Genomic DNA, 20,055 nt, shown 5'->3' on the forward strand with positions numbered 1-20,055 from the left:
GTCAGTCCTCCTTCTTGGGCTGGGGCTGGTTCACGGGCTGCGGCAGGTCGATGCCGGGGAAGATCTTGATGACCGCGCTGTCGTCCTCACGGCCGAGCCCCGAGGCGGACGCCTGCAGGAACATCTGGTGGGCGGTGGCTGACAGCGGCAGCGGGAACTTCTGCGGCCGGGCCGAGTCCAGCACGAGCCCCAGGTCCTTGACGAAGATGTCGACGGCGGACAGTGGCGTGTAGTCGCCCGCCAGCACATGCGCCATACGGTTCTCGAACATCCATGAGTTGCCGGCGCTGTGCGTGATGACCTCGTAGAGCGCCTCAGCCGGAACGCCGGCCTTGATCCCCAGAGCCATCGCCTCGGCCGCCGCAGCGATGTGTACGCCCGCGAGCAGCTGATTCACGATCTTGACCTTCGAGCCAAGACCGGCGTGGTCGCCGAGACGGTACACGGTGGCGCTCATCGCATCGAGCACCGGGTCGGCGACGGCGTACGCAGCGGGGCAGCCCGACGTCATCATCGTCAGCTCACCGGCGGCCGCGCGGACGGCGCCGCCGGAGATGGGTGCGTCCAGGTAGAGCACGCCCCGCTCGCTCAGACGGCCCTCCAGCTCGGCGGACCAGTCCGGGTCGACCGTGGAGCACATCACGTAGACGGAACCGGGGCGCAGCTGCTCGGCCGCCCCGCCGTCTCCGAAGAGGACCGACTCGACCTGCGCCGCGTTGACCACGACACCGATCAGGATGTCCACGTCGGCCGCCAGCTCGGCGGGGGAGGCGAACGCCGTCCCGCCGTCGCGGGCGAAGTCGGCGGCCACCTCCGGTCGCAGGTCGTGGACCCCCACGTCGTATCCGGCCGTGCGCAGGCTTCGGGCCATACCGAGGCCCATGGCCCCGAGCCCCACCACGCCCACACGCGGCGGCTTCGGCCGCTGCTGGTCGTTCATGTCCGCCCTCGTCATCGTTGACTCGTCGACTGGTACGCGTCGACGTGCTGCTCCAGTAGCAAGCAGCGATCGGGTCATATGATGACCTGCGGATGTGCTGGAGTACAGAGTGATGCCCGTCACACTCCGAGGTGCCGCCCCTGCTGGGTTCGGCTGCGGCGCCCCGGCCGCATCACGCTGGTCGTCGCTTTCCTCGCACCTTCCGCGCGTCCCCCGACGGCGGCACGCGCCTCGGGCTGAAGCGACTCGGCTGACCGTGCCATCGGGCACATATGGCGACGCCCCGGCGCGACGGATCTCGGCGGGACGTAGTCGCGCCGCCGTCGTTCACGGGGCCTCGCGCTTGCCGAGCGGCTTGCCGACACGGTGTCCTGCAGCAGCCGTGCCGCCGGGTCGCACCGTTGTGCCCGATCTGCGGTCGTGAGCACGCCGCATGGTTCGCGTGCCTGTCTCATGCGCCGCCGTCCACCGCCTGCGGCGCGGGCCACCCGCAGGCCACGGTGCCAGGACACGTCCCGGGACCGGCTCGCGCACGGCGAACGGGGGAAGCATGCGGCGTCCGCACCCCCACGCCCCTTACCCGGTCGGGGAGTTGGACCCGAGCGCCGACTCCCGGACGCGTGCCGGATCGAGGATTGCGTGAGCCGATAGCGCGCCGGCCGCCAATCAAGGCGGGCACGTCAGGCTCCGCTCGCGAAATGTGGCAGCACGTGGTTCGCGACTCCGGCAGGCATCGCCATCGCGCCACCGTCCCGCCCCGGCATCCAACGCTCACGACCGGCGCGGCATCCATCCAAGTCGGCTAGTCTAGGTAGACCTACCTACCTAGTTTGGACGCCGATGAGTGAGACTGATACGGACGTGACGGGGCGCAGGCGGCGGCCGGCCCGGGAACGGCTCCTGGAGGCGGCCGCCCGGCGCTTCTACGCCGACGGCGTGGCGGCGACCGGTATCGACACGATCACGGCAGAGGCCGGCGTGGCGAAGATGAGCCTCTACAACAACTTCTCGTCCAAAGCCGACCTGGTCCGCGCCTACCTGGACGCCCGCCACGAGGAGTGGCTCGGCCTGTACCGAGCACGCCTTGAGTACGCCGACGGCCCCCGTGAGGGAGCACTCGCGGTCTTCGACGCGTACGGCGACCACGCGGGCTCCGCCTACGAGCACGGCTTCCGCGGTTGCGGTCTCCTCAACGCCGCCGCTGAGCTGCCTGCCGGCGACGAGGGCCGGACCGTGGTCCGCGCACACAAGGAGCAGGTCGAGCACCTGATCGCCAACCACCTGGAGCAGCTGCTTCCCGGCAGACCCGACGAGGCCCGCGCGACGGCTGAGCATCTCTCCTTCCTGCTGGAGGGCGCAATGGCCCGCGCCGGCCTCGAGGGCGACGGCGAGCGGATCCAGCACGCCCGCTCGATGGCCGAGGCCCTGCTGGACCGGTTGTGAAGGGCACCGACCGCGGCCGGTCCGCAAAAATAGGGGCCCTGTGCGTGCTCGCCGCCTCCCTGCTGTGGGGGACGACCGGCACAGCCGCCACGTTCGCCCCGGACGTCGGCCCACTCGCCATCGGCGCCGTCGCCATGGGCCTGGGAGGACTCCTCCAGGCCCTGATCGCCGCCCCGCAGATCGCCGCCCACGCGTCCCGGCTACGCGACCAGCGCGGCACCATCGTGCTGGGCGCCGTCTCGGTGGCGGTCTACCCCCTGGCGTTCTACAGCTCCATGCACCTGGCCGGAGTCGCCGTCGGCACCGTCGTCTCGATCGGCACCGCCCCGCTGGCATCGTCCCTGATCGAGCGTGTCATAGACGGCCGCCGACTCACCCGCCGCTGGACACTGGCCGCCTCACTCGGCCTCCTCGGCACCGCCCTGCTGTGCATCGCCGAGGCCACCCACGCCACCGACGGCACCAGCCGAACCTCCCTGGCCGGCACGTTCCTCGGCATCGGCCTCGGCCTGGCCGCCGCCGCCACATACGCCCTCTACTCCTGGGCCGCGCACCGGCTCATCACCCGCCAGATCCCCTCCCGGGCGGCGATGGGCGCCGTCTTCGGACTAGGGAATGTTTTAGAACTGGCTTCGTGGCCACGCCTCGTGCCGTGATGATCTCGGTGTGGGGCGTGGGGATCTCTCAGATGGCCAGTGGACAGTGCTGGAGCCGCTGTTGCCGGTCGCGGTGGTCGGCAGACCCTCAGTCTGTCGGCGGAAGCTGATCGACGGAATCCGCTGGCGGGTGCGAACCGGTGCTCCCTGGCGGGATCTGCCTGTGGAGTACGGGCCGTGGCAGACGGTCTATGGGCTCTTTCGTCGCTGGCAGCGAGATGGTGTGTGGTCGGCGGTGCTGACCGGTTTGCAGGCTCGTGCCGATGCGGCCGGGCTGATCACGTGGGAAGTGAACGTCGACTCCACGATCTGCCGGGCTCATCAGCATGCGGCTGGTGCCCGCAAGGACGGGCAGGCCCAGAAGGAGCCGCCGGGCGGGATCCGGACCGAGCCCGACGACCACGGCTTGGGCCGGTCCCGGGGCGGCTGGACCACCAAGATTCATCTGGCCTGTGAACAGGGCCAACGGCCGTTATCGCTTGTGGTCACCGCCGGGCAGGCGGGCGACAGCCCGCAATTCGTGGCTGTCCTGGAAGCAATCCGGATACCCCGGCTGGGGCTCGGGCGTCCCCGCAGACGGCCGCTGCGGGTGCGGGGCGACAAGGCCTATTCCTCGCGCACCAATCGTGCCTACCTCCGCAGGCGCGGGATCCGCTGCACCATCCCGGAACCGGCCGACCAGGCCGGCCACCGCAAGCGCCGTGGGGCAAGTGGCGGGCGCCCACCGGCCTTCGATCGCGAGGATTACAAGGCCCGGCACGCGGTCGAGTGCGGCATTAACCGGCTCAAGCGCAATCGGGCGGTGGCCATGCGGTTCGACAAGCTCGCCGTCCGCTTTGAAGCCACCGTCCACATCGCCGCAATCAACGAATGGCTGTGACCTGGCGACGGTGTCGGCCCAGCATGCCATGCTGACGGCGGTCACAGCTCTGCGTGTTGAAGGGGACAGGTCCGATGGGGGCTCGGTACTACTGCGCCGACAGCGAGAACGGCGACCACATCGACGACCCGTCCGAGGACGCGGTGTTCATGCTGATCGACGACCTCAACGACGCGGACAACACCTTCGTCGTCATCCAGCCCGACGAAGACGACCCGGCTTGGTTCGCCTCAGTCGCCGTCCTGGACGAGGGCGGTTATGAGGTCGTCCGCCGTGACACCACCCGCCGCGAGCACGAGGTCACCACCGACACCAGTATCGACAGGATCTCGAACGACCTCACCATCTGGATGGCCGCCCGCAACCTCGCCGGACAGCCGACCAAGCAGATCAGCGACTTCTAAAACACGGCCTAGGCGGACTACTCCTGGTGCCCGTCCTCCTCGCCACGGGCGCCCCGCTCCTCGCCTCCTGGCCCAACGCAGCCGTCGGCACCTACATGGCGCTCGTCCCCATGCTCGCCGGGTACGTCCTGTTCGGCTGGGGCCTCGCCCACGTACCCGCCAGTACCGCGACCACCCTGTCCCTGCTCGAACCGGCCGTCGCTGCTGTCCTCGCCGTCCTGGTCGTCGGCGAACTCCTGCCCCCGGCCGGATGGTTGGGCATCGTCCTCGTCATCGCCTGCCTCGCCGTCCTCACCACCTCCACACCCACCCGCCACACACGCGGACGGCCGCGCAACAACCCTGTGGACCACTACGACAGTCCTCCCGGGCAGACGGCAGATGTTATCCATGGAGGTGAACACCGAACGCATTACCCGACCTAAAGGCAGGTGCCGCAGGCTCGACTCCCGCCGGCATAAGGGAAAAGGCCCCGGACCAATCGTGGTCCGGGGCCTTCGTGCCCGCGTGGCAGCCGACGGGCGGCACCACACCGCGGCAGGGGAATCCTTTGCGACGTCAGCCCGCGCAGTTCGGGATGGTGATGTCGCTGCCGGTGCAGTTGGTGGGCGTGTTATTCCTGACGCGGGTTGCGATCAGAGTGACGCTGCCGCCGCTGTTGAGGATGCCGCCGGGGGCGACCGCGGCTGTGTTGTTGTTGACGTTGCTGGACGTGATGCTCGTGGTGCCGCCGCCGACGTTGGCGACGCCTCCGGCTCGGTTCCCAGGAGCGTGGTTCACATTGACGTCAGAGCTGACGATCCGCAGCGTGCCGTCGTTGGCCAGGCCACCTCCGACACCGCTCGTGGCCGTGTTGTCGGTGATGCGGCTGTTGACGATGGTCATATCTCCGTCGTTGGCGAGGCCGCCGCCGTTCACGTTGGCGGTGTTGTGCACGATGGAGGAGTTCACGATCCGCGTGAAGGTCCCCGAACCGCCGCCGATTCCCCCCGAGAAGTTGGCGTGGTTGTCGTGGATGTTGCTGCCGGTCACGGTCAGCCTGCCGTGGTTCGCGATGCCGCCCCCGAAGTCGGGCGCGTCACCGTTGGTGATGGTGGTGTTCGTGAGCGAGAGGTTTCCACTGGCGGCGACGGAGAGAATACCGAAGCTGCCTGCCCCGGAGGCGCGGGTGATGGTGGTGTTCCGGCCGACGATGGTGAGCGTCGTCTGGATGGGCGGCAGCGGTGCGTGGAGCGAATAGGTACAGCCCCGTGCCAGCACCAGACTTTCGCCCGCTGAGGCGGTGCCGATGGCGGTGGACAGGGCACTCTCACTGCACGGGACGATCGACTGTGCCGATGCAGGAGTGGCGGTGGCGACGACCGACGCGAGGGCTCCGACACACATCGCCTGCGCAACGAGTGCCGACGGCTTACGACTGAACATGAAGAGGTGGCTCCTTCGGAAGTCCCGGGTCCGCATAGTGCTCCCGGCGCCGAATGCACGGCGCCATATCTCGGGGAGTGGTGTTGAGGTTGCCCCTGTCGACGCGCGCCGGTTATGGGATGGAGAACGATGTCGCTCGGACGGTGGAGCCGTTTCCGTCCGACGGCCGACAGGAGGCATCTCGGACTAGCCCGTACAGCTCAATCCGGCGCCCCGCCCTGTGACTTGTGCCCAGCTTCCCTGACCGAAGACTTCAGACCGGGATCAGTGCGGCCTCAAGCCGACACCGTTGCAGGGGCCTGTCGGGACCTGTGCTCGAGTGCCACTGTGGCCGTTGCTTGAGCCGTACCGCGTGAGCGAGCACTGGGAACCGGGCGCCGCCGCTATCAGCTTCTCAAGCAGCGATCCCCTGCTGAAGACGTGAAGGTGGGAACCTCGATGCGCCTCAGACCAGTACAGAAGCCGTTGTTTCACGGGCTTCCGGAGCCCTGTGCGCAGGTTCGACTCCTGCCGGGGCACTCGCCCAGGATCAGCAGAAATCCAGTGCTGACCAGGGCGGATGCCGAGATCGGAGAGCGGGAACCAGTCTCACCGGGTCCCGCTCTCTGTCGTCGTTGCGCGCTGAAGCGATAGACCAGCGACAGGGCCGTGAACGCTGCTCACCACCTCAGTCCAGCGGGACCGGTGGACAGGGGAGTTGCCTGCCGCGGCATGGCGGGCATTCCGATTGACTCCTCCTGTTCGCAGAGTCCGCGGCGCAGCGCCCGCGCCGAACCGAAGAGCAACGTCGCAGGAAAGTCACCCCTCCACCAGTGGACGCAATACTCGCCACAGAGCTGTTGGCGCTTGGGGCGCGAGGCTCATTGAGCCGGGTCTGTGGGCGGCACCGTCAGCCGATGGCTGCCTTGTGGAGGTCAGAGCCAGTTCGCTGTCTGCAGCACGGCCATGGCAGTTGCCGTGATGGATTTCTTGCTGGCATCGATGGTGAAGTCCTCGACCTCGGCCTGATCGAGAATTCGGTCGAGTTCACCCGAACGCTTCAGATGCCAGCGCAGCCCGTCGTGGTCGTCGCCATGGCGATGGGCGAGGCGCTGATGCACTGTGGGCAGGTGGACTCGTAGGCGACACACAGAGAGGTCAATGCCGACTGCTTCCTCGTAGTGGTCGCGATCGGCCTGGCTTTCGGCCACCCCGGCGAGGACAAGCCGGGTCGCGCCGGCGTCGAGATAGTTGCCCGCCACGCAGCGTAGGTTCCGCAACAGCATGCCGACGTTGAAGCGATCAGCTGCGGGCGTCGGCCAGGACCGGCGCAAGCAATCGAGATCCATCACGGCGCTGGGGATCTCCGCGTTGGTGAGCAGGGCACCTATTGCCTCGGCTACTGAGGTCTTGCCGGCACCGACGGTGCCGGTGATCAGCAGAGCGCGGGGGACTGGGCGAGCGTCAGGCGGCATGCCACAGATCGTAGGGCTCACCCGAAATCACTGAGATACAGAACAGGGCATGGCTCGCGAATTGCGGCACAGCCGCACCGACGAAGCGGTGAAACTCAGCACTGACTCGGTGAGTTGTCCGGCGAAGCGGGCACCACGAACGACTGCGCAGCCGCCGAGTACACCATCACCGCGGCACCACTGATGGCCGCCCGGACGAGATCGAGCAGGAGATCCGTTCCGCCCTGGCCCGCTGCAACTGCGGCCCGGTGGCTGTCTGCCACAGCCTGGACGACTACCTGCGCAACCTGCGCGACGATCTGGCTGACGAGGACCCGCCGACGTCCACGAGGACCCACCGACGCCCGCGCGCTCTGTCAGAGCGGATGAGGAGTCGTCCTATGACGGCGGCTGCGATCTGCTCGGCGGCCTGGTCGGGTGTCAGATGCGTGGTGTCGATGACTTCGGCCTCGGTGTGCAGCTGAAGCTGATGGCCACGGCGACCGCACCGACGAGGATGACGCTGGCGATGCACTGCAGGACGCTGCCGACTCCGGGTACGACGACGCCGGCTACGAGCTGGACCGGCTGCTGAGGGAACCGGTTTGAGGGATCTCACGCTCCTGGCCGTGGGTCTCAGTGTGGGACTGGCCATGCGTGCGTGTGCCGGGCGGTGGTGGGCAGTTAGGGGAGCGACCTGCGGGCGCACCCCTGACGGGGTGTTGAGGGGATACGGGTGTGGCGGCGTACTCCGACGTGATGTCGGGGTGCGCCGCCACGGGGTGGTGCGGTAGGGGTTGTGTTGCCGTCACGGGGTGGTGCGGGTGCGGGATTTGCGGGTGGGGTCCGCGTGGTCATGCGGGCTACTTCGGGTCGTCGTTGAACTTCGCTTTGGACCAGTAGTAGCCGAGGATGGTCAGGCCGAGGCTCCAGGCGATGGTGAGCCAGCCGTTGTTGCCGATCTCGGTGCCGAGGAGGAGTCCGCGGAGGGTTTCGATGGCGGGGGTGAAGGGCTGGTATTCGGCGATGGGCTGGAACCAGCCGGGCATGGTGTCGGTGGGGATGAAGGCGCTGGACAGCAGGGGCAGCAGGATGAGGGGCATGGCGTTGTTGCTGGCGGCTTCGGCGTTGGGGCTGATCAGTCCCATGCCGACGGCGATCCAGGTGAGCGCCGTCGCGAACAGCACGAGTAGCCCGAACGCGGCGATCCATTCAAGGGCGGTGGCGTCCGTGGAGCGGAACCCGATCGCCACGGCGACAGCACTCACCAGCACCACGCTCGCGATGCATTGCAGCACGCTTCCGATGACGTGCCCGATGAGCACCGATCCGCGGTGGATCGCCATCGTGCGGAAGCGGGCGATGATCCCTTCGGTCATGTCGTTGGAGACGGAGACGGCGGTTCCGATGGTGGTGGAGCCGATCGTCATCAGGAGCAGGCCGGGGACGATGTAGGCGATGTAGACGGAGCGGTCGGCGCCGGTGCCGCCGATGCCGGCGCTCATCACGTCGCCGAAGATGTAGACGAAGAGCAGGAGCAGCATGATCGGGGTGAGCAGCAGGTTGAGGGTGAGCGAGGGGTAGCGCCGGGCGTGCAGGAGGTTGCGGCGCAGCATCGTGGACGAGTCGCGTACGGCGAGGGACAGGGAGCTCATCGGGCTTCCTCCTTGGGCTGGTTGGGCTGGTTGGGGATGCCGGTGTTGCCGGTGAGGGCGAAGAACACGTCGTCGAGGTCGGGCGTGTGGACGGTCAGTTCGTCGGCCTCGATGCCGGCGGAGTCCAGGTGGTCGAGGAGGGAGCGCAGTTCGCGCTGGCTGCCGTCGCTGGGGATCTGCAGGGTGAGGGACTCGTCGTCGCGGTGGGCCTCGTGCAGTGTGAGGGCGGCGGACTGGTAGGCGTCGGGGTCGGTGAACCGGAGTCGGATGTGTCCGCCGGGGATGAGCCGCTTGAGTTCCTCGGCGCTGCCTTCGGCGGCGATCGTGCCGTTGTTGAGGACGGCGATGCGGTCGGCGAGTTCGTCGGCCTCGTCGAGGTACTGGGTGGTGAGGAAGACGGTGACACCGTCGGAGACCAGTTCGCGGATGATGCCCCACATGTTGTGCCGGGCGCGGGGGTCGAGGCCGGTGGTCGGTTCGTCGAGGAAGATGATCCGCGGGTTGCCGACCAGCGTCATGGCGATGTCGAGGCGGCGTTTCATGCCGCCGGAGTAGGTGGAGGCGGGTTTCTTCGCGGCGTCGGTGAGGTCGAACCGTTCCAGCAACTCGGCTGCGACGCGCCGCCCTTCAGGTTTGGGCAGGTGGTGCAGGTCGGCCATGAGGAGCATGTTCTCCTCGCCGGTGATCAGGCCGTCGACGGCGGAGAACTGCCCGGTGACACCGATCGCAGCCCGGACCGCGTGCGCCTTGGTCGCGAGGTTGTGTCCGCCTACGTGGATCTCGCCGGTGCCAGGGCCGGGGGAGAGGAGGGTGGAAAGGATCTTGACTGCGGTGGTCTTGCCGGCGCCGTTCGGGCCGAGCAGGGCGAAGATGGTTCCCTCGGGGACGGCCAGGTCGATGCCGTCGAGGACGGTCTTGTCGCCGTAGGACTTGCGCAGCCCGTTCGCCGCGATGGCCAGGTTTGTCATGCTGACTGCTCCTCAGAGACTGGGGGTGGGTTAGAGGCTGCGGGCGGTGATGTCGCCGTGGGCGGTGGTGGCCTGGATGTTGAGGCCGGCGTTGGCGCCGTCGGTGTTCTTCAGGGTGTTGTGGATGCGTCCGTAGGTGGTGCCGGCGTCGAGGGTGGCGGAGGTGCCGTGGGCGGCGCCGATGGTGATGTCACCGGACTCGGTGCGCAGTTCGACCGTCCCGCTCGTGGCTTCGGCGATGTTCAGGTCGCCCTTTTGGGTGCTGATGTGTGCGGGGCCGGTCAGGCGGCCGACGAGGATGTCGCCGGCCTGGAGGGTGAGGCGGGCGCTCGCGGTCTCGTCGAGCTTGACCGGTCCCTGCGCGCCGTCGAAGGTGACGTTGCCGAGGCGTCCCACGCCCCGCAGTTCGGCGGCGGCGGTCTTCGCCTCGACGCGGGAGCCGGCGGGCAGTTGGACGGTGACTTCGACGGATCCGGAGTTGCCGAGGATCCGGTTCTTCGCGGCGGCTGCCTCGATGCGCAGGACTCCGTCGGCGTAGGCGACCGTGACCTGTTCGGCGGCCTTGATGTCGCGGGTCTTGGACTTGTCGGCGGGCAGGATCTCGACGCATGTGTCGGTGCGGTCGGCGGCGATGAACTGGATGCGTCCGGCGGGGATGTCCAGGACGGCGGTGATGGGGGAGGGGGTGTCGAACTTCTGCATGGTGTGCTCCTTGAATCCGTTGTTTCTGATGGGTGAAACGCTACGTTGCATTCAAGGATCGAGCAACAGCCTTCCTATGCAAGAACCCTATAGCTGCAGGTAGTTGCAGGGATTTCATTGCAATGGTCTGGACCCTAACGCAACAGGCAGCACCTCTGGTTGTTGCAATGAAATGGGAGTGAACGCTATGTCGACCGGTGCGATCCCGGACGCGAAGGCCGGACGTCGGGCGCGAGTCAGGGGAGGTCGGAGCTGGCGCAGGGAAAGGGGAATGCCAGAAGACAGACTTACTCAGCCACAGCGTGGTGCAGGCGACGGGTACCGATGAACTCCAAACTGCTGTACGAGCGTGAACTGGGCCGCATCGCAGCCGGTGCCGACATCGACGCACTCACCCTCATCTGGTCGGTGGCGGGCATCTCTTATTCGCAGACCGCGACTCCGGCCCGCCGACCACGGCAGCCGTCAACAAGCTCGTGGCGGCGGTCATCCCCGACGCCGTGCAGCGACGGCCGGTCTGGACGGACCCCTGAGTGTCGGCAAGATTGGAATGACGACAGGGGCGGCAGGTGTCCAATGAACCCCGGTATTCCGGGACCTCTCGATGACTCGAATCCATCCACTGAACCTGGCCTCGCCGTCTATGCGAGGTGACCTATTGGTGACGTATTGAGCGTCGTCAAAGTTCGAACGACCCCGTGACCAGGTGCGCACCGCTCAGCGAGCGGCGTCGGCGGGCCCGGAGTGGGTCGAGCGACGGCGGGGCGCCGCGAAGTGTGGCGATGTCGCCTTCGGGCAGCCCGGCCGGTCTGGACGCCGGGGCCGCGATCCGCATGGCGGACATCCCGCGCGAGGGCCCGGCCCGACTCGGTGATCACAACGTAGGTTCCGCGTCTGTTCTCGCAGCTACAGGTGACCCTGCCGGCCTTCTCCATCCGGCCCACGACCTGGGTCATGCTCGGCAACCGCACCCCTTCGGCGCGAGCCGGCTCGGCGACCTTCCGTGGGCCGTCGATGAGCCGATTGACCACCGAGTTCTGTGCCACGGCGAGCGGCAGGGTCTCGGTCTCGCGGCGCATTGCCTGACTCGCGCCGAGCAGGCGTGAGATCGGCCGGCAGGCCAGCTCTTCGATCGTTGAGTCGGAGGCGCCGGCCCCCTGCCTGGACTGTCGAGGGCCGTCCACCTTGCGTCAGGCTCGGCTGCTGTGGCCCCTGACGTGGTGACAGCGGGCGCATCGCCGTTTTCTATCCAAAGCCCCACCCTGCGATCGTGGACGGGAGCATTCCCACGTTCGCGATGCAAGCTGTTCGAACCGGCGAGGTCTCAGCCCTGGTTCTGAACCTCTTCGACGAGTGCGTCCGCTGCGAGCAGACCGAGGCCGTGAGAGGCGAGGGGGCTGTCGCCCGTGAGGAGCTTGCGGTCCCGGTGCGTCTTGCCGGTCATGTCATCGTTGATGACGTTCACTCCTTGCTCTCGGAGTAGTCCGGCGACCAGCCACTGCAACCGGCCGGGAAGGTAGCCGATGTCGAGATTGGGTCCCTCGTCGAGCGAGTCGGGGAAGACACAGACCTCGTACCCCCTGAACGGCGACTCGTCCTTGCCCAGCGAGGCGGCCAGCAGTGAGGCCGGCCCATGACACAAAGTGATGACGAACTTGTCGTTGCCCAGAGCCCAGTCGAGCGTTTTCGTGACGTCCTCGCTGGTCGGCAGACCGACCACGGCCCCGTGTCCGCCCGGGATGAAGACGGCGATGTAGTCCGATTCCTCACCAAGATCGTCGGCGACGACGTCGGCAAGGTCCTTGGGCTGCTTCAGCTTCGGCTTGAGCGCCTCGTACGTTGCCCGGACCGCTTCGTCCTCTTCCGGCATGGCCCACAGTTCCAGCTTCGCCGGGTAGCCTCCCACGGTGGCGACGTCGACGTTGAAGCCCGCTTCCATCAAGTGGTGAGCGGGAAGAAGCATCTCGACCGGATGATTGCCGGTGGAGAACATCTTTCCGTTCTGTGTCAGAACGTAGCGTTCCGCGGCCGCGATCATGAGCACCTTCCACTTTCCCCCGGTGTAGGCGCCCTTGTGTTGCACTCCGTCGAAGTTGGTCTTCGGGGCGGTGTACTGACTCAGTGAAAATGGTGAGGGGAAGAACGCGTTGTCTTCGGCCGGATCCGGTGTCGGAGCCCTGCTCAAATCGCCTGTGTCAGATGACATGCTGACAACCTGCTTTCATGACGGGCTGAAGTCTCGGCAATGGCCGTTCGACAGGTGCATCACCGACGGGGCGGGAATCAGGGGGCGAAATCGGCATCCCCTTCCAGAACGTCCGTGATGATGCTAACGCGCCCGAATCGGCCCGGCAGGTGGATCTTGCCGAGCCGTGGTCCATTCAGTGAGGCCGCCCCCGCCCGCTGCGGCAACGGGTGGGAGCGCCTCGCTCTCTCCCTTCGCATCCGCACCGGGCACCTGCGGCATAACTTGCATCTCAAGTGCAAGATTTATACTCTGCGCTCATGAGGCTGACACGATTCACGGATCTGTCGCTGCGCGTACTGATGCGCCTCGCGGTCGAGGAGGGGGACCAGCCCACCACGCGCGAGGTCGCAGCCGCCATGGCGGTCCCGTACACCCACGCTGCGAAGGCCGTGGCCAAGCTGCAGCACCTTGGCCTGATCGAGGCCCGGCGCGGGCGAGGCGGCGGGCTCGCCCTCACCGCCATCGGGCGCGGGGCGTCGATCGGTGCGCTGGTGAGGGAGCTCGAGGGTGCGGGTGACGTCGTGGACTGTGACGGCACCACGCCGTGCCCGCTGCGCGCGGCATGCCGACTCCGCGGTGCGCTGCGCCAGGCGCAGGAGGCGTTCTTCGCGTCCCTGGATCCCTTGACGCTGAGTGATCTCGTCCAGGCTCCGACCGGACCGCTGCTCGTCACCCTTTCTCCCACCCTCGAGGTCGACTGACCACTCTGCCCCCGCACCATCTCGCCTTCCCCGCACCCTTAAATACGACTCTCAAATGCATATTAAGGAGATCTGCTGATGCTCACCGACCAGTCGGCCGTGATCGTCCGCGCCACACTCCCCGCCGTCGGCGCCGCCATCGAGGACATCACGGGACGCTTCTACGAGCGGCTGTTCGCCGCCCACCCGGAGCTTCTGCGCGACCTGTTCAATCGCGGCAACCAGGCCGCCGGCGCCCAGCGCCAGGCCCTCGCCGGCTCCATCGCGGCCTTCGCCACCTACCTGGTGGACCACCCCGACGACCGGCCCGACGTGATGCTGCACCGTATCGCTCACAAGCACGCGTCCCTCGGCGTACGGGCCGACCAGTACTCGACCGTGCACGAGCACCTCTTCGCCGCCATCGCCGAGGTCCTCGGCGACGCGGTGACACCCGAGGTGGCCCAGGCTTGGGACGAGGTGTACTGGCTGATGGCGAACGCGCTCACCACGATCGAGGAACGCCTGTACGCGGAAGCCGGTGTCGTCGACGCAAACGTGTGGCGGGAGTGGGAGGTCATTGCCCGCACCGACGCGACCGCCGACGTCGCCGCGTTCGCCCTTCGGCCCGGCGACGGCCGACCCGCGCCCGCGTTCAAGGCCGGGCAGTATGTCTCCGTTCAGGTTCAACTCGCTGACGGAGCACGGCAGATACGCCAGTACAGCCTCACCGGCGCACCGTCTGCCACGACCCGTTCGATCGCGGTGAAGCGGGTGCACGGAGCCGCCGGGACCCCCGACGGCGAGGTCTCGCGCCATCTGCACGCGCACGTCCGCGAAGGAGACCGGCTGCGCGTCTCGGCCCCGTACGGCGATCTGGTCCTCGCGGCCGACGAGGCCCCGCTGCTGCTGGCGTCGGCCGGCATCGGCTGCACGCCCATGCTCGCCATGCTGGAGCAGCTCACGGCCATCGGTCACGCAGGACCTGTCACGGTCGTGCACGCGGACCGTTCGCCCGACACGCACGCGCTGCGCACCGAGCACGAGGCGCTGACGGCCAAACTCCCGGACGCCACCGCGCACTTCTGGTACGAGCACGCCGCCGACGGACACGCCGGCGACGGGCACCGCACCGGCCAGGTCGACCTTACGGACGTACCGATCGCACCCGGCACGCGCGCCTACCTCTGTGGTCCGCTCCCCTTCATGCGCGCGGTGCGCGGGCAGTTGCTCGACCGGGGCGTCGCGGCCGCCGACATCCACTACGAAGTCTTTGGGCCGGACCTGTGGCTCGCCGCCGCCTGACCGCCACCGGGGCACGGCACCTCGCCGCTCGCTTTCTTCTGCGAACCCCCGGGGACACGCCGGCTCGCTGCCCGTCGGCGCCACGAGGACCGGAAGATCTGTTCCACCGGACCGCAGTTTGCCCGCGCCAACTCCTCCTGGAGGGTGCGGGCGTCAGGCCGCCGCGGCCACGGTCCCGAGATGGTGCGGTAAGCCCAGACAGCCCTGCCGAACGCATCGAGCCCTTCGCGGCCGCATCCCCGGGCGAGCTGATCGGCCACCTCGGGACCGACCTGCCGGCCTACGCCTCCGACAACCTCGACGACGACGCTGCGGTCTTGGTGGTCCGCCGCGACTAGGAACCGTGTCCGATTGTGATCAATCAGCGTGACTGAGCCCCCGAGTTGATCACTGAGTGCTTCACCTGGCAGGGCTCACGCTCAGTTCTGCGCCAGGCGTGGTGTAGCGGCCTTCATACTCTTTGCAACTGTCCGGAGGGGCGTCGGAGGCTTGTCGGCGATGACCGTGATCTGTCGGCGATGTGTCGGAGAAGGCTGCGACGTTGGGCGGGTTGGTGCTCGCCATGAGCACGCTGCCCGAGCGCAAGGAGCCTGTCATCGTGTCTTTCGCATCCCAGGGCCGGCCGTGGGACGTTCACCGGCTGCCGTCTGCCGAGGGTAGAACTTTCCTGGTCACCGGAGGCAACGCCGGGATCGGCTACTTCGTCGCGGAGCAGCTCGCCGCCACTGGAGCCGTCGTGGTGCTCGGCAGCCGGAACGCCGCGAAGGCGGACGCCGCCATGGCCTCGATCCGCTCGCGCGTCTCCGGCGCGCACGTGCGGCACCTTCAACTGGACCTCGCCGCCTTGTCGTCCCTGAAGACCGCCGTGGACGGGCTGAACCTCGACCAGCTCGACGCAGTGGTCTGCAACGCAGGGGTCGCGCTCGACGCCCCGCCACGTCGGGAGACCGAGGACGGCTACGAGCTGATGTTCGGCACCAACCACCTCGGCCACTTCACGCTCACCCAGCAGCTGGCCCCCCTGCTGTCAGCGGCGCCGGCGGGCCGCATCGTGACGGTGGGAAGCTTCGCGGCGCGGTCCGAGCGACTGGACCTGGACGATCTGCAGTCGACCCAGGTTTACCGGCCCAAGCGCACCTACGGCCGGTCGAAGCTGGCGCAGATGTGCTTCGGCTTCGAACTCGATCGCCGCCTGCGAGCCGTCGGCAGCACCGTGCTCAGTGTGGTGGCCCACCCCGGCGGCGCACTGGACTCCCTCACCCCGTCCCGTCCGCCGGTACGCGTGAGCATCCCCGCCGAGCGACTGCGCGCCTTGCCCGCCGGACTCTTGGTGCAGGGCAAGGACGCCGGAGCATGGCCCGTCGTCCGTGCCGTCCTCGACGCGGGGGTACAGGGAGGGCAGCTGTGGGGGCCGAGGTTCTTCGGCCTGCGTGGCACACCACGGTGTGAGCCCGTCCCCTCTCATATGGCCGATCCGGCAATCGCTGCTCGTCTGTGGGCCGCCAGCGGTGAGCTGGCCGGCACCGATCCGCACCTCGGCTTCCGATAGATGTCGAAGTACTCGTCGACAGTCCGCGGCCGCGAACCGACCCTCCGGGGTCGGCCGTGCAGATCCCACTGGGCGATCATTTCGTTCAGCTACCTCAGCACCGCTGCGGGCCCCGTTCCCCGCCGCGTCGCCGCCCTGCTCGCCCCACCTCTCGGCCGCCACCCCACACTCGCCGTCACCACCTCGGTGATCCTCGCGGTCGCCACCTGGCCCAGCGCCGAATCTGTTCACGACCTCTGCTCCGACTCCAAGTCGTGGGAGCCTGGCGACAAGATCCTCAGCGTGGCGAAGCCGCCGGGCTGCCGTTCGGGCGAGCCCCAGAGGCAAAGGCGAACAGACACGCCCGCGGCGTCTGTTCTGGTGCATGCGACGTGAGCGCCCGTCCGTTTAGCCCGGTGAGGCGCTTTCGCCTGGGCCATCGTCATCGTGCGGTTCCTCGAACTTCGCCATTCCGCCTCGCGTTCTGTGCAGAACAGCCCAGCTGCCCCAGCCGGCTTCGGACTCGGTTGCCTGCCAGGCGCCAGGCGATGCTGATCACCCGTGGGAAGGCTGCTTCGAGAACGGGGGTGAACAGGCCGGTGCCCGAGCCGAGTTCGAGACAGGGGCCCTGGCGCAGAGGTCCGCCGCGGGCAAGGGCGTCGCGCACAGGTTCGTCGCGGCCGGTGGCGCGGTTGGCGTCCCACTCTGCGGCGAGTCGGTCGAACTGTTCGGCGATGAACTGAGCTGTCTCTGGTGTCCAGGGCCGTCGGCTCGTAGCCAGGTCCTGGGCGAAGGTCCGGAAGGCGGCAGCAGTGCCGGGCGGCGGGAGGGGTTTGTCGTCCGGGCTCGGCAGAACGCGCGGCAAGGTGGCAGTCACGCAAGACTCCAGCATGTCTGTGGTTCTCGCAGATCGGCCCGGGGGCGGAATGAGCCCTCCACCCCCGGGTGGAGGGCCGCCCTCTCAGTGGGTGTGTCCGCCGTGGGTGTCCCTGGCTTGAGGCCCGTGCTGCCTGCTGTTGGCGCGGTCGTGACCGGTGTCGGGCGAGCCGCCCATCATGCGCAGCATGGACAGCCCGCCGGTCCGCCAGAAGCGCACCAGGAGCACGACGGCGAGGATGAGGAAAGCGATGTTGAGCCACGTGGTGTAGTCCCAGCTGATGCCTTCCATAGGGACCTCCGCCTCGGCCTGGTCAGGGATCAGGCCCAGGCCGCCGAAGACGAACTCGACGAAATATCCGGCGAAGACCATCGCGGGGTAGAAGGTGCCGAGGAGGAAAGCGGCCATCTTGGTGCCGTAGTACTTCCGGTAGATGTTGAGAATCGGCAGGATCAGCAGGTCGGCGAAGATGAACGCCACCACGCCGCCGAAGCTGATGCCTCCCTTCCACAGCACCACGGCCAGCGGCACGTTGCCGATGGAGCAGACGAACGAGGCGATCGCCACGAGCGGGCCGACGACGGGCCCCCACAGCTTGGAGGCGAGCGGGTGGCCGTCGAAGAAGAAGGTGCGCCAGAACGCGTCCGGCACCCAGGCGGCGATGGCGCCGGCGATGAGCAGGCCGACGACCAGGTCGCGCAGGATCGCCGCCCACTCCATGACGAACACGTGGCTCGTGGCGGTGAAGCCCTCGCGGGAGAGCAGGCGCCGGGTGAAGGAGCCTTCGCGCTGGACGGACATATCCATCGCGGCATGGCCCTCCATCGACCCGGCCAGCCCCCGCTCCGCCTGCTCGCGGGCTTGGCGCAGGAGCTTTTCGCGCAGGAACAGCCGGAACAGGACAGCCAGCAGGATGATCATGATGGGGCCGCCGACGAATTCGGCTGCGGTGAACTGCCAGCCCATGAGCAACGCGAGGATGACGCCGAGCTCGATGACGAGGTTGGTGGAGGCGATCTCGAAGGCCATCGCGGCGGTGAAGTTCGCGCCCTTACGGAACAGGGAACGGGCCAGCGCCACCGCGGCGTAGGAGCAGGACGAGGACGCCGCGCCCAGGCCCGCGGCGACGGCGAGGGTGCGGACGCGGTCGTCGCCGAGCAGGGAGACGATGGTGGACTTGCGGACCACGGCTTGGACGACGGCGGACAGGGCGAAGCCCAGGATCAGGGCCCAGGTGATCTCCCAGGTCATGGATCCGGTGATCGACAGTGCGTGCAGTACGGCGTGCATCTGTGCAGCCTTCCTCGCACAGCGCGACGTATGGCCGGCGGACACGCCCAAGAGGGGAGCGGGTCCGCCAGGCCGGGTGCGGGGCGCCGCCCCATGCGGCCGCGCCCCGCCGGGGTCAGCCCACGCGCAGGGTCAGGGCAGCGGTGTGGAGCGTGCCGCCGGTCTTGAATTGCAGGAAGAGCCGCCAGTTGCCGGAGGTGGGCAGTTCGGCGTGGAAGGCGAGGTCGGGACCGCCGTGGTCGCCGGTCACCTTGGTGGTCGGGTGGAGGTGGGCGAATGCGGCGTCGCCTTCGTGGAAGGCGGTCAGGTGGGCGTAGGTGTCCAGGTACGGCTGCAGGTCGGTGACGGGCTTGCCGTGCTTGGACACGGAGACGGTCAGCGGGTGCGCCATCCCCGCCATGGGGTTGCCCTTGACCGTGACGGTGTACCCGTCGACCTCGGCGGTGGTGGTAGCGGCGGGCAGCGCGGTCTTCGTAGCGTTGCCGGGCACGGTAAGGGTGCGCGACAGCACGAAGTCCTTTCCCTTGCCGGACCCGGCATCGGGGGTGAAGGAAGCGAACAGGCGCCAGGAGCCGGGTGCCAGAGAGGCCAGGTCCGCACTCCAGACGCCGCCAGCGGCCAGGGCGGGGTGGATGTGCTGGAAGCCGGTCAGGTCGGACCGGATGGCGTAGAAGTGCATCCGCTTGGTCTGGTCGAGGGCGAAGTCGGTAACCGGCTTCCTGTCCGGGCCCGTAACCGTGAACCGGTAGGTGGTCTGCTTGCCGGACGGCAGGGTCGCCTCCTTGGAGGTGAGGCGGTAGCCGTCCTGGGTGTCGGACAGGCCGTTGCCGCCGGCCATGTCCATGCCGGGCATGTCGGCCGGCGATGCGCTGGGCGAGGAGGACGCGGAGGACGTGGCGCCGTGGTCCATGCCGGGCATGGACGAGGAATTGCTGGAGGAGCCGCAGGCGGCCAGCGTCAGCGCGAGAGCGGTTGCGGCGCCGGCTGCCGCGAGGCTACGGCGGCGCGCGGTGAATCGGGAGGAGGTGGTCATCGCAGTCGGGGTCTTTCCAGGTGGGCGCACCACACCGGTGGCGCGCGGAAACGAGCAGGACACGGTGCCGGTCCCGGCCTGTGACCGGGGTCCGGCGCGCGTCGTCACGTCCGCGCGATACACACCTTCATCAGGAGGTCTCGTCCACCCTCTGGTGGTCCGCGCCACCACGTCCCGCCGACCGCTGCCCGCAGCCGGAGCAGGGTCCACAACGCGAGCGCCGCTGCGCCCGCCAAGGTGAGCATGCCGGGCGCGGGCAGGGGGATCCGCTCGTGGGCCGGGGTCGAGACGCACAGAGCTCCGGGCATCCCCGGTGCGGCAGTGGCCTGGACAGCGGGGCCGCGATCGTGCGCGGCCGGCGCATGGGGCGGGGTCATGATGGCGGCGTCGTGACCGCCGGTCATCTGGGAGGCCGCGATCGCGGGCATGGTGCCGTGGCACCCCTCCGCGGCGGTGGCCGGTGCGCCGTGCATGAAGAACAGACCCAGCAGCACCGCGCACACTGCCGACAGGCGGGCGATGCCCTGCCGGCCTGCGTGCGTGCTGTTCACGGCGATGCTCCTTCTTCCTTCTCGCGTTGCGCGTATT

At 68.3% G+C, this 20,055-nt stretch carries 19 protein-coding genes, 1 tRNA gene and 2 pseudogenes; 10 read left to right on the plus strand and 12 right to left on the minus strand.

Translation table 11 applies throughout. From position 1 onward, the window contains the following. Position 1: 1 nt before the first annotated feature. The gene (gene ltnD, locus LGI35_RS43195; RefSeq protein ID WP_227299894.1) at positions 2 to 940 is read right to left on the minus strand and encodes an L-threonate dehydrogenase; all 939 of its coding nucleotides are present in this window, start codon (positions 938 to 940) and stop codon (positions 2 to 4) included. 840 nt (positions 941 to 1,780) lie between these two features. Here ltnD and LGI35_RS43200 point away from each other — a divergent pair. The 5 genes from LGI35_RS43200 to LGI35_RS43225 all read left to right on the plus strand — a co-directional run bounded on the left by LGI35_RS43200 (position 1,781) and on the right by LGI35_RS43225 (position 4,748). Further along, the gene (locus LGI35_RS43200; protein ID WP_227299895.1) at positions 1,781 to 2,383 is read left to right on the plus strand and encodes a TetR/AcrR family transcriptional regulator; all 603 of its coding nucleotides are present in this window, start codon (positions 1,781 to 1,783) and stop codon (positions 2,381 to 2,383) included. Further along, positions 2,380 to 3,039 carry a DMT family transporter gene (locus tag LGI35_RS46250; protein ID WP_264484710.1) on the plus strand — a complete coding sequence of 220 codons (660 nt, stop codon included), beginning with the start codon at positions 2,380 to 2,382 and terminating at the stop codon, positions 3,037 to 3,039. The genes LGI35_RS43200 and LGI35_RS46250 overlap by 4 nt, the downstream gene beginning before the upstream one ends. A gap of 10 nt (positions 3,040 to 3,049) precedes the next feature. Next, complete coding sequence (locus LGI35_RS43215) at positions 3,050 to 3,919, plus strand: IS5 family transposase (RefSeq protein ID WP_227292466.1); 870 nt, start codon at positions 3,050 to 3,052, stop codon at positions 3,917 to 3,919. 74 nt (positions 3,920 to 3,993) lie between these two features. Beyond that, positions 3,994 to 4,323, plus strand: coding sequence for a hypothetical protein (locus tag LGI35_RS43220; protein WP_227292464.1), 330 nt, complete (start codon positions 3,994 to 3,996; stop codon positions 4,321 to 4,323). 26 nt (positions 4,324 to 4,349) lie between these two features. After that, complete coding sequence (locus LGI35_RS43225) at positions 4,350 to 4,748, plus strand: EamA family transporter (RefSeq protein ID WP_423835764.1); 399 nt, start codon at positions 4,350 to 4,352, stop codon at positions 4,746 to 4,748. Between the two features lie 133 nt (positions 4,749 to 4,881). Here the strand turns inward: LGI35_RS43225 and LGI35_RS43230 are convergent, their stop codons facing one another. Next, positions 4,882 to 5,748 carry a hypothetical protein gene (locus tag LGI35_RS43230; RefSeq protein WP_227299896.1) on the minus strand — a complete coding sequence of 289 codons (867 nt, stop codon included), beginning with the start codon at positions 5,746 to 5,748 and terminating at the stop codon, positions 4,882 to 4,884. 442 nt (positions 5,749 to 6,190) lie between these two features. Between LGI35_RS43230 and LGI35_RS43235 the strand changes: the two genes are divergently transcribed. Further along, positions 6,191 to 6,266 (plus strand) — tRNA-Arg (locus LGI35_RS43235). A gap of 396 nt (positions 6,267 to 6,662) precedes the next feature. Here the strand turns inward: LGI35_RS43235 and LGI35_RS43240 are convergent. From LGI35_RS43240 to LGI35_RS43260, 5 genes and pseudogenes are all read right to left on the minus strand, one after another. Beyond that, the gene (locus LGI35_RS43240) at positions 6,663 to 7,202 is read right to left on the minus strand and encodes an adenylyl-sulfate kinase (protein ID WP_227299897.1); all 540 of its coding nucleotides are present in this window, start codon (positions 7,200 to 7,202) and stop codon (positions 6,663 to 6,665) included. Positions 7,203 to 7,584: 382 nt separating this feature from the next. Then, a pseudogene (locus tag LGI35_RS43245) lies at positions 7,585 to 7,662 on the minus strand (ATP-binding protein); the annotation flags it as partial. 382 nt (positions 7,663 to 8,044) lie between these two features. After that, positions 8,045 to 8,836, minus strand: a complete 792-nt coding sequence (locus tag LGI35_RS43250) for an ABC transporter permease (RefSeq protein ID WP_227299898.1) — start codon at positions 8,834 to 8,836, stop codon at positions 8,045 to 8,047. Next, positions 8,833 to 9,804, minus strand: a complete 972-nt coding sequence (locus tag LGI35_RS43255) for an ATP-binding cassette domain-containing protein (protein WP_227299899.1) — start codon at positions 9,802 to 9,804, stop codon at positions 8,833 to 8,835. The genes LGI35_RS43250 and LGI35_RS43255 overlap by 4 nt, the downstream gene beginning before the upstream one ends. A gap of 30 nt (positions 9,805 to 9,834) precedes the next feature. Then, entirely contained in the window at positions 9,835 to 10,506 is a 672-nt protein-coding gene (locus LGI35_RS43260; RefSeq protein WP_227299900.1) for a DUF4097 family beta strand repeat-containing protein, read from the minus strand. 336 nt (positions 10,507 to 10,842) lie between these two features. Between LGI35_RS43260 and LGI35_RS43265 the strand changes: the two are divergent. Then, a pseudogene (locus LGI35_RS43265) lies at positions 10,843 to 11,039 on the plus strand (TetR/AcrR family transcriptional regulator); the annotation flags it as partial. Between the two features lie 791 nt (positions 11,040 to 11,830). On the opposite strand, the gene hchA reads toward LGI35_RS43265, so the two are convergent. Beyond that, positions 11,831 to 12,712: a glyoxalase III HchA gene (gene hchA, locus LGI35_RS43270; protein WP_227299901.1), complete on the minus strand. Its 882-nt coding sequence runs from the start codon at positions 12,710 to 12,712 to the stop codon at positions 11,831 to 11,833. Positions 12,713 to 13,011: 299 nt separating this feature from the next. Between hchA and LGI35_RS43275 the strand changes: the two genes are divergently transcribed. The 3 genes from LGI35_RS43275 (at position 13,012) to LGI35_RS43285 (ending at position 16,288) form a co-directional block, all read left to right on the plus strand. Then, on the plus strand, positions 13,012 to 13,455 hold the full coding sequence (locus LGI35_RS43275) for an RrF2 family transcriptional regulator (protein WP_227299902.1): 444 nt from the start codon (positions 13,012 to 13,014) through the stop codon (positions 13,453 to 13,455). 78 nt (positions 13,456 to 13,533) lie between these two features. Then, positions 13,534 to 14,739, plus strand: coding sequence for a globin domain-containing protein (locus LGI35_RS43280; RefSeq protein ID WP_227299903.1), 1,206 nt, complete (start codon positions 13,534 to 13,536; stop codon positions 14,737 to 14,739). A gap of 598 nt (positions 14,740 to 15,337) precedes the next feature. Then, the gene (locus tag LGI35_RS43285) at positions 15,338 to 16,288 is read left to right on the plus strand and encodes an SDR family NAD(P)-dependent oxidoreductase (protein WP_227299904.1); all 951 of its coding nucleotides are present in this window, start codon (positions 15,338 to 15,340) and stop codon (positions 16,286 to 16,288) included. 421 nt (positions 16,289 to 16,709) lie between these two features. Here LGI35_RS43285 and LGI35_RS43290 read toward each other — a convergent pair whose 3' ends face one another. The 4 genes from LGI35_RS43290 to LGI35_RS43305 all read right to left on the minus strand — a co-directional run bounded on the left by LGI35_RS43290 (position 16,710) and on the right by LGI35_RS43305 (position 20,018). After that, the gene (locus LGI35_RS43290; RefSeq protein WP_227299905.1) at positions 16,710 to 17,144 is read right to left on the minus strand and encodes a class I SAM-dependent methyltransferase; all 435 of its coding nucleotides are present in this window, start codon (positions 17,142 to 17,144) and stop codon (positions 16,710 to 16,712) included. Between the two features lie 84 nt (positions 17,145 to 17,228). Beyond that, positions 17,229 to 18,434, minus strand: coding sequence for a permease (locus tag LGI35_RS43295; RefSeq protein ID WP_227299906.1), 1,206 nt, complete (start codon positions 18,432 to 18,434; stop codon positions 17,229 to 17,231). A gap of 115 nt (positions 18,435 to 18,549) precedes the next feature. After that, a complete protein-coding gene (locus tag LGI35_RS43300; RefSeq protein WP_227299907.1) occupies positions 18,550 to 19,467 on the minus strand; it encodes a hypothetical protein in 918 nt (305 codons plus the stop codon). Positions 19,468 to 19,571: 104 nt separating this feature from the next. After that, a complete protein-coding gene (locus tag LGI35_RS43305; protein WP_227299908.1) occupies positions 19,572 to 20,018 on the minus strand; it encodes a hypothetical protein in 447 nt (148 codons plus the stop codon). Positions 20,019 to 20,055 lie beyond the last annotated feature (37 nt).

The sequence above is a fragment of the Streptomyces longhuiensis genome (assembly GCF_020616555.1).
Lineage (GTDB): Bacteria > Actinomycetota > Actinomycetes > Streptomycetales > Streptomycetaceae > Streptomyces > Streptomyces longhuiensis.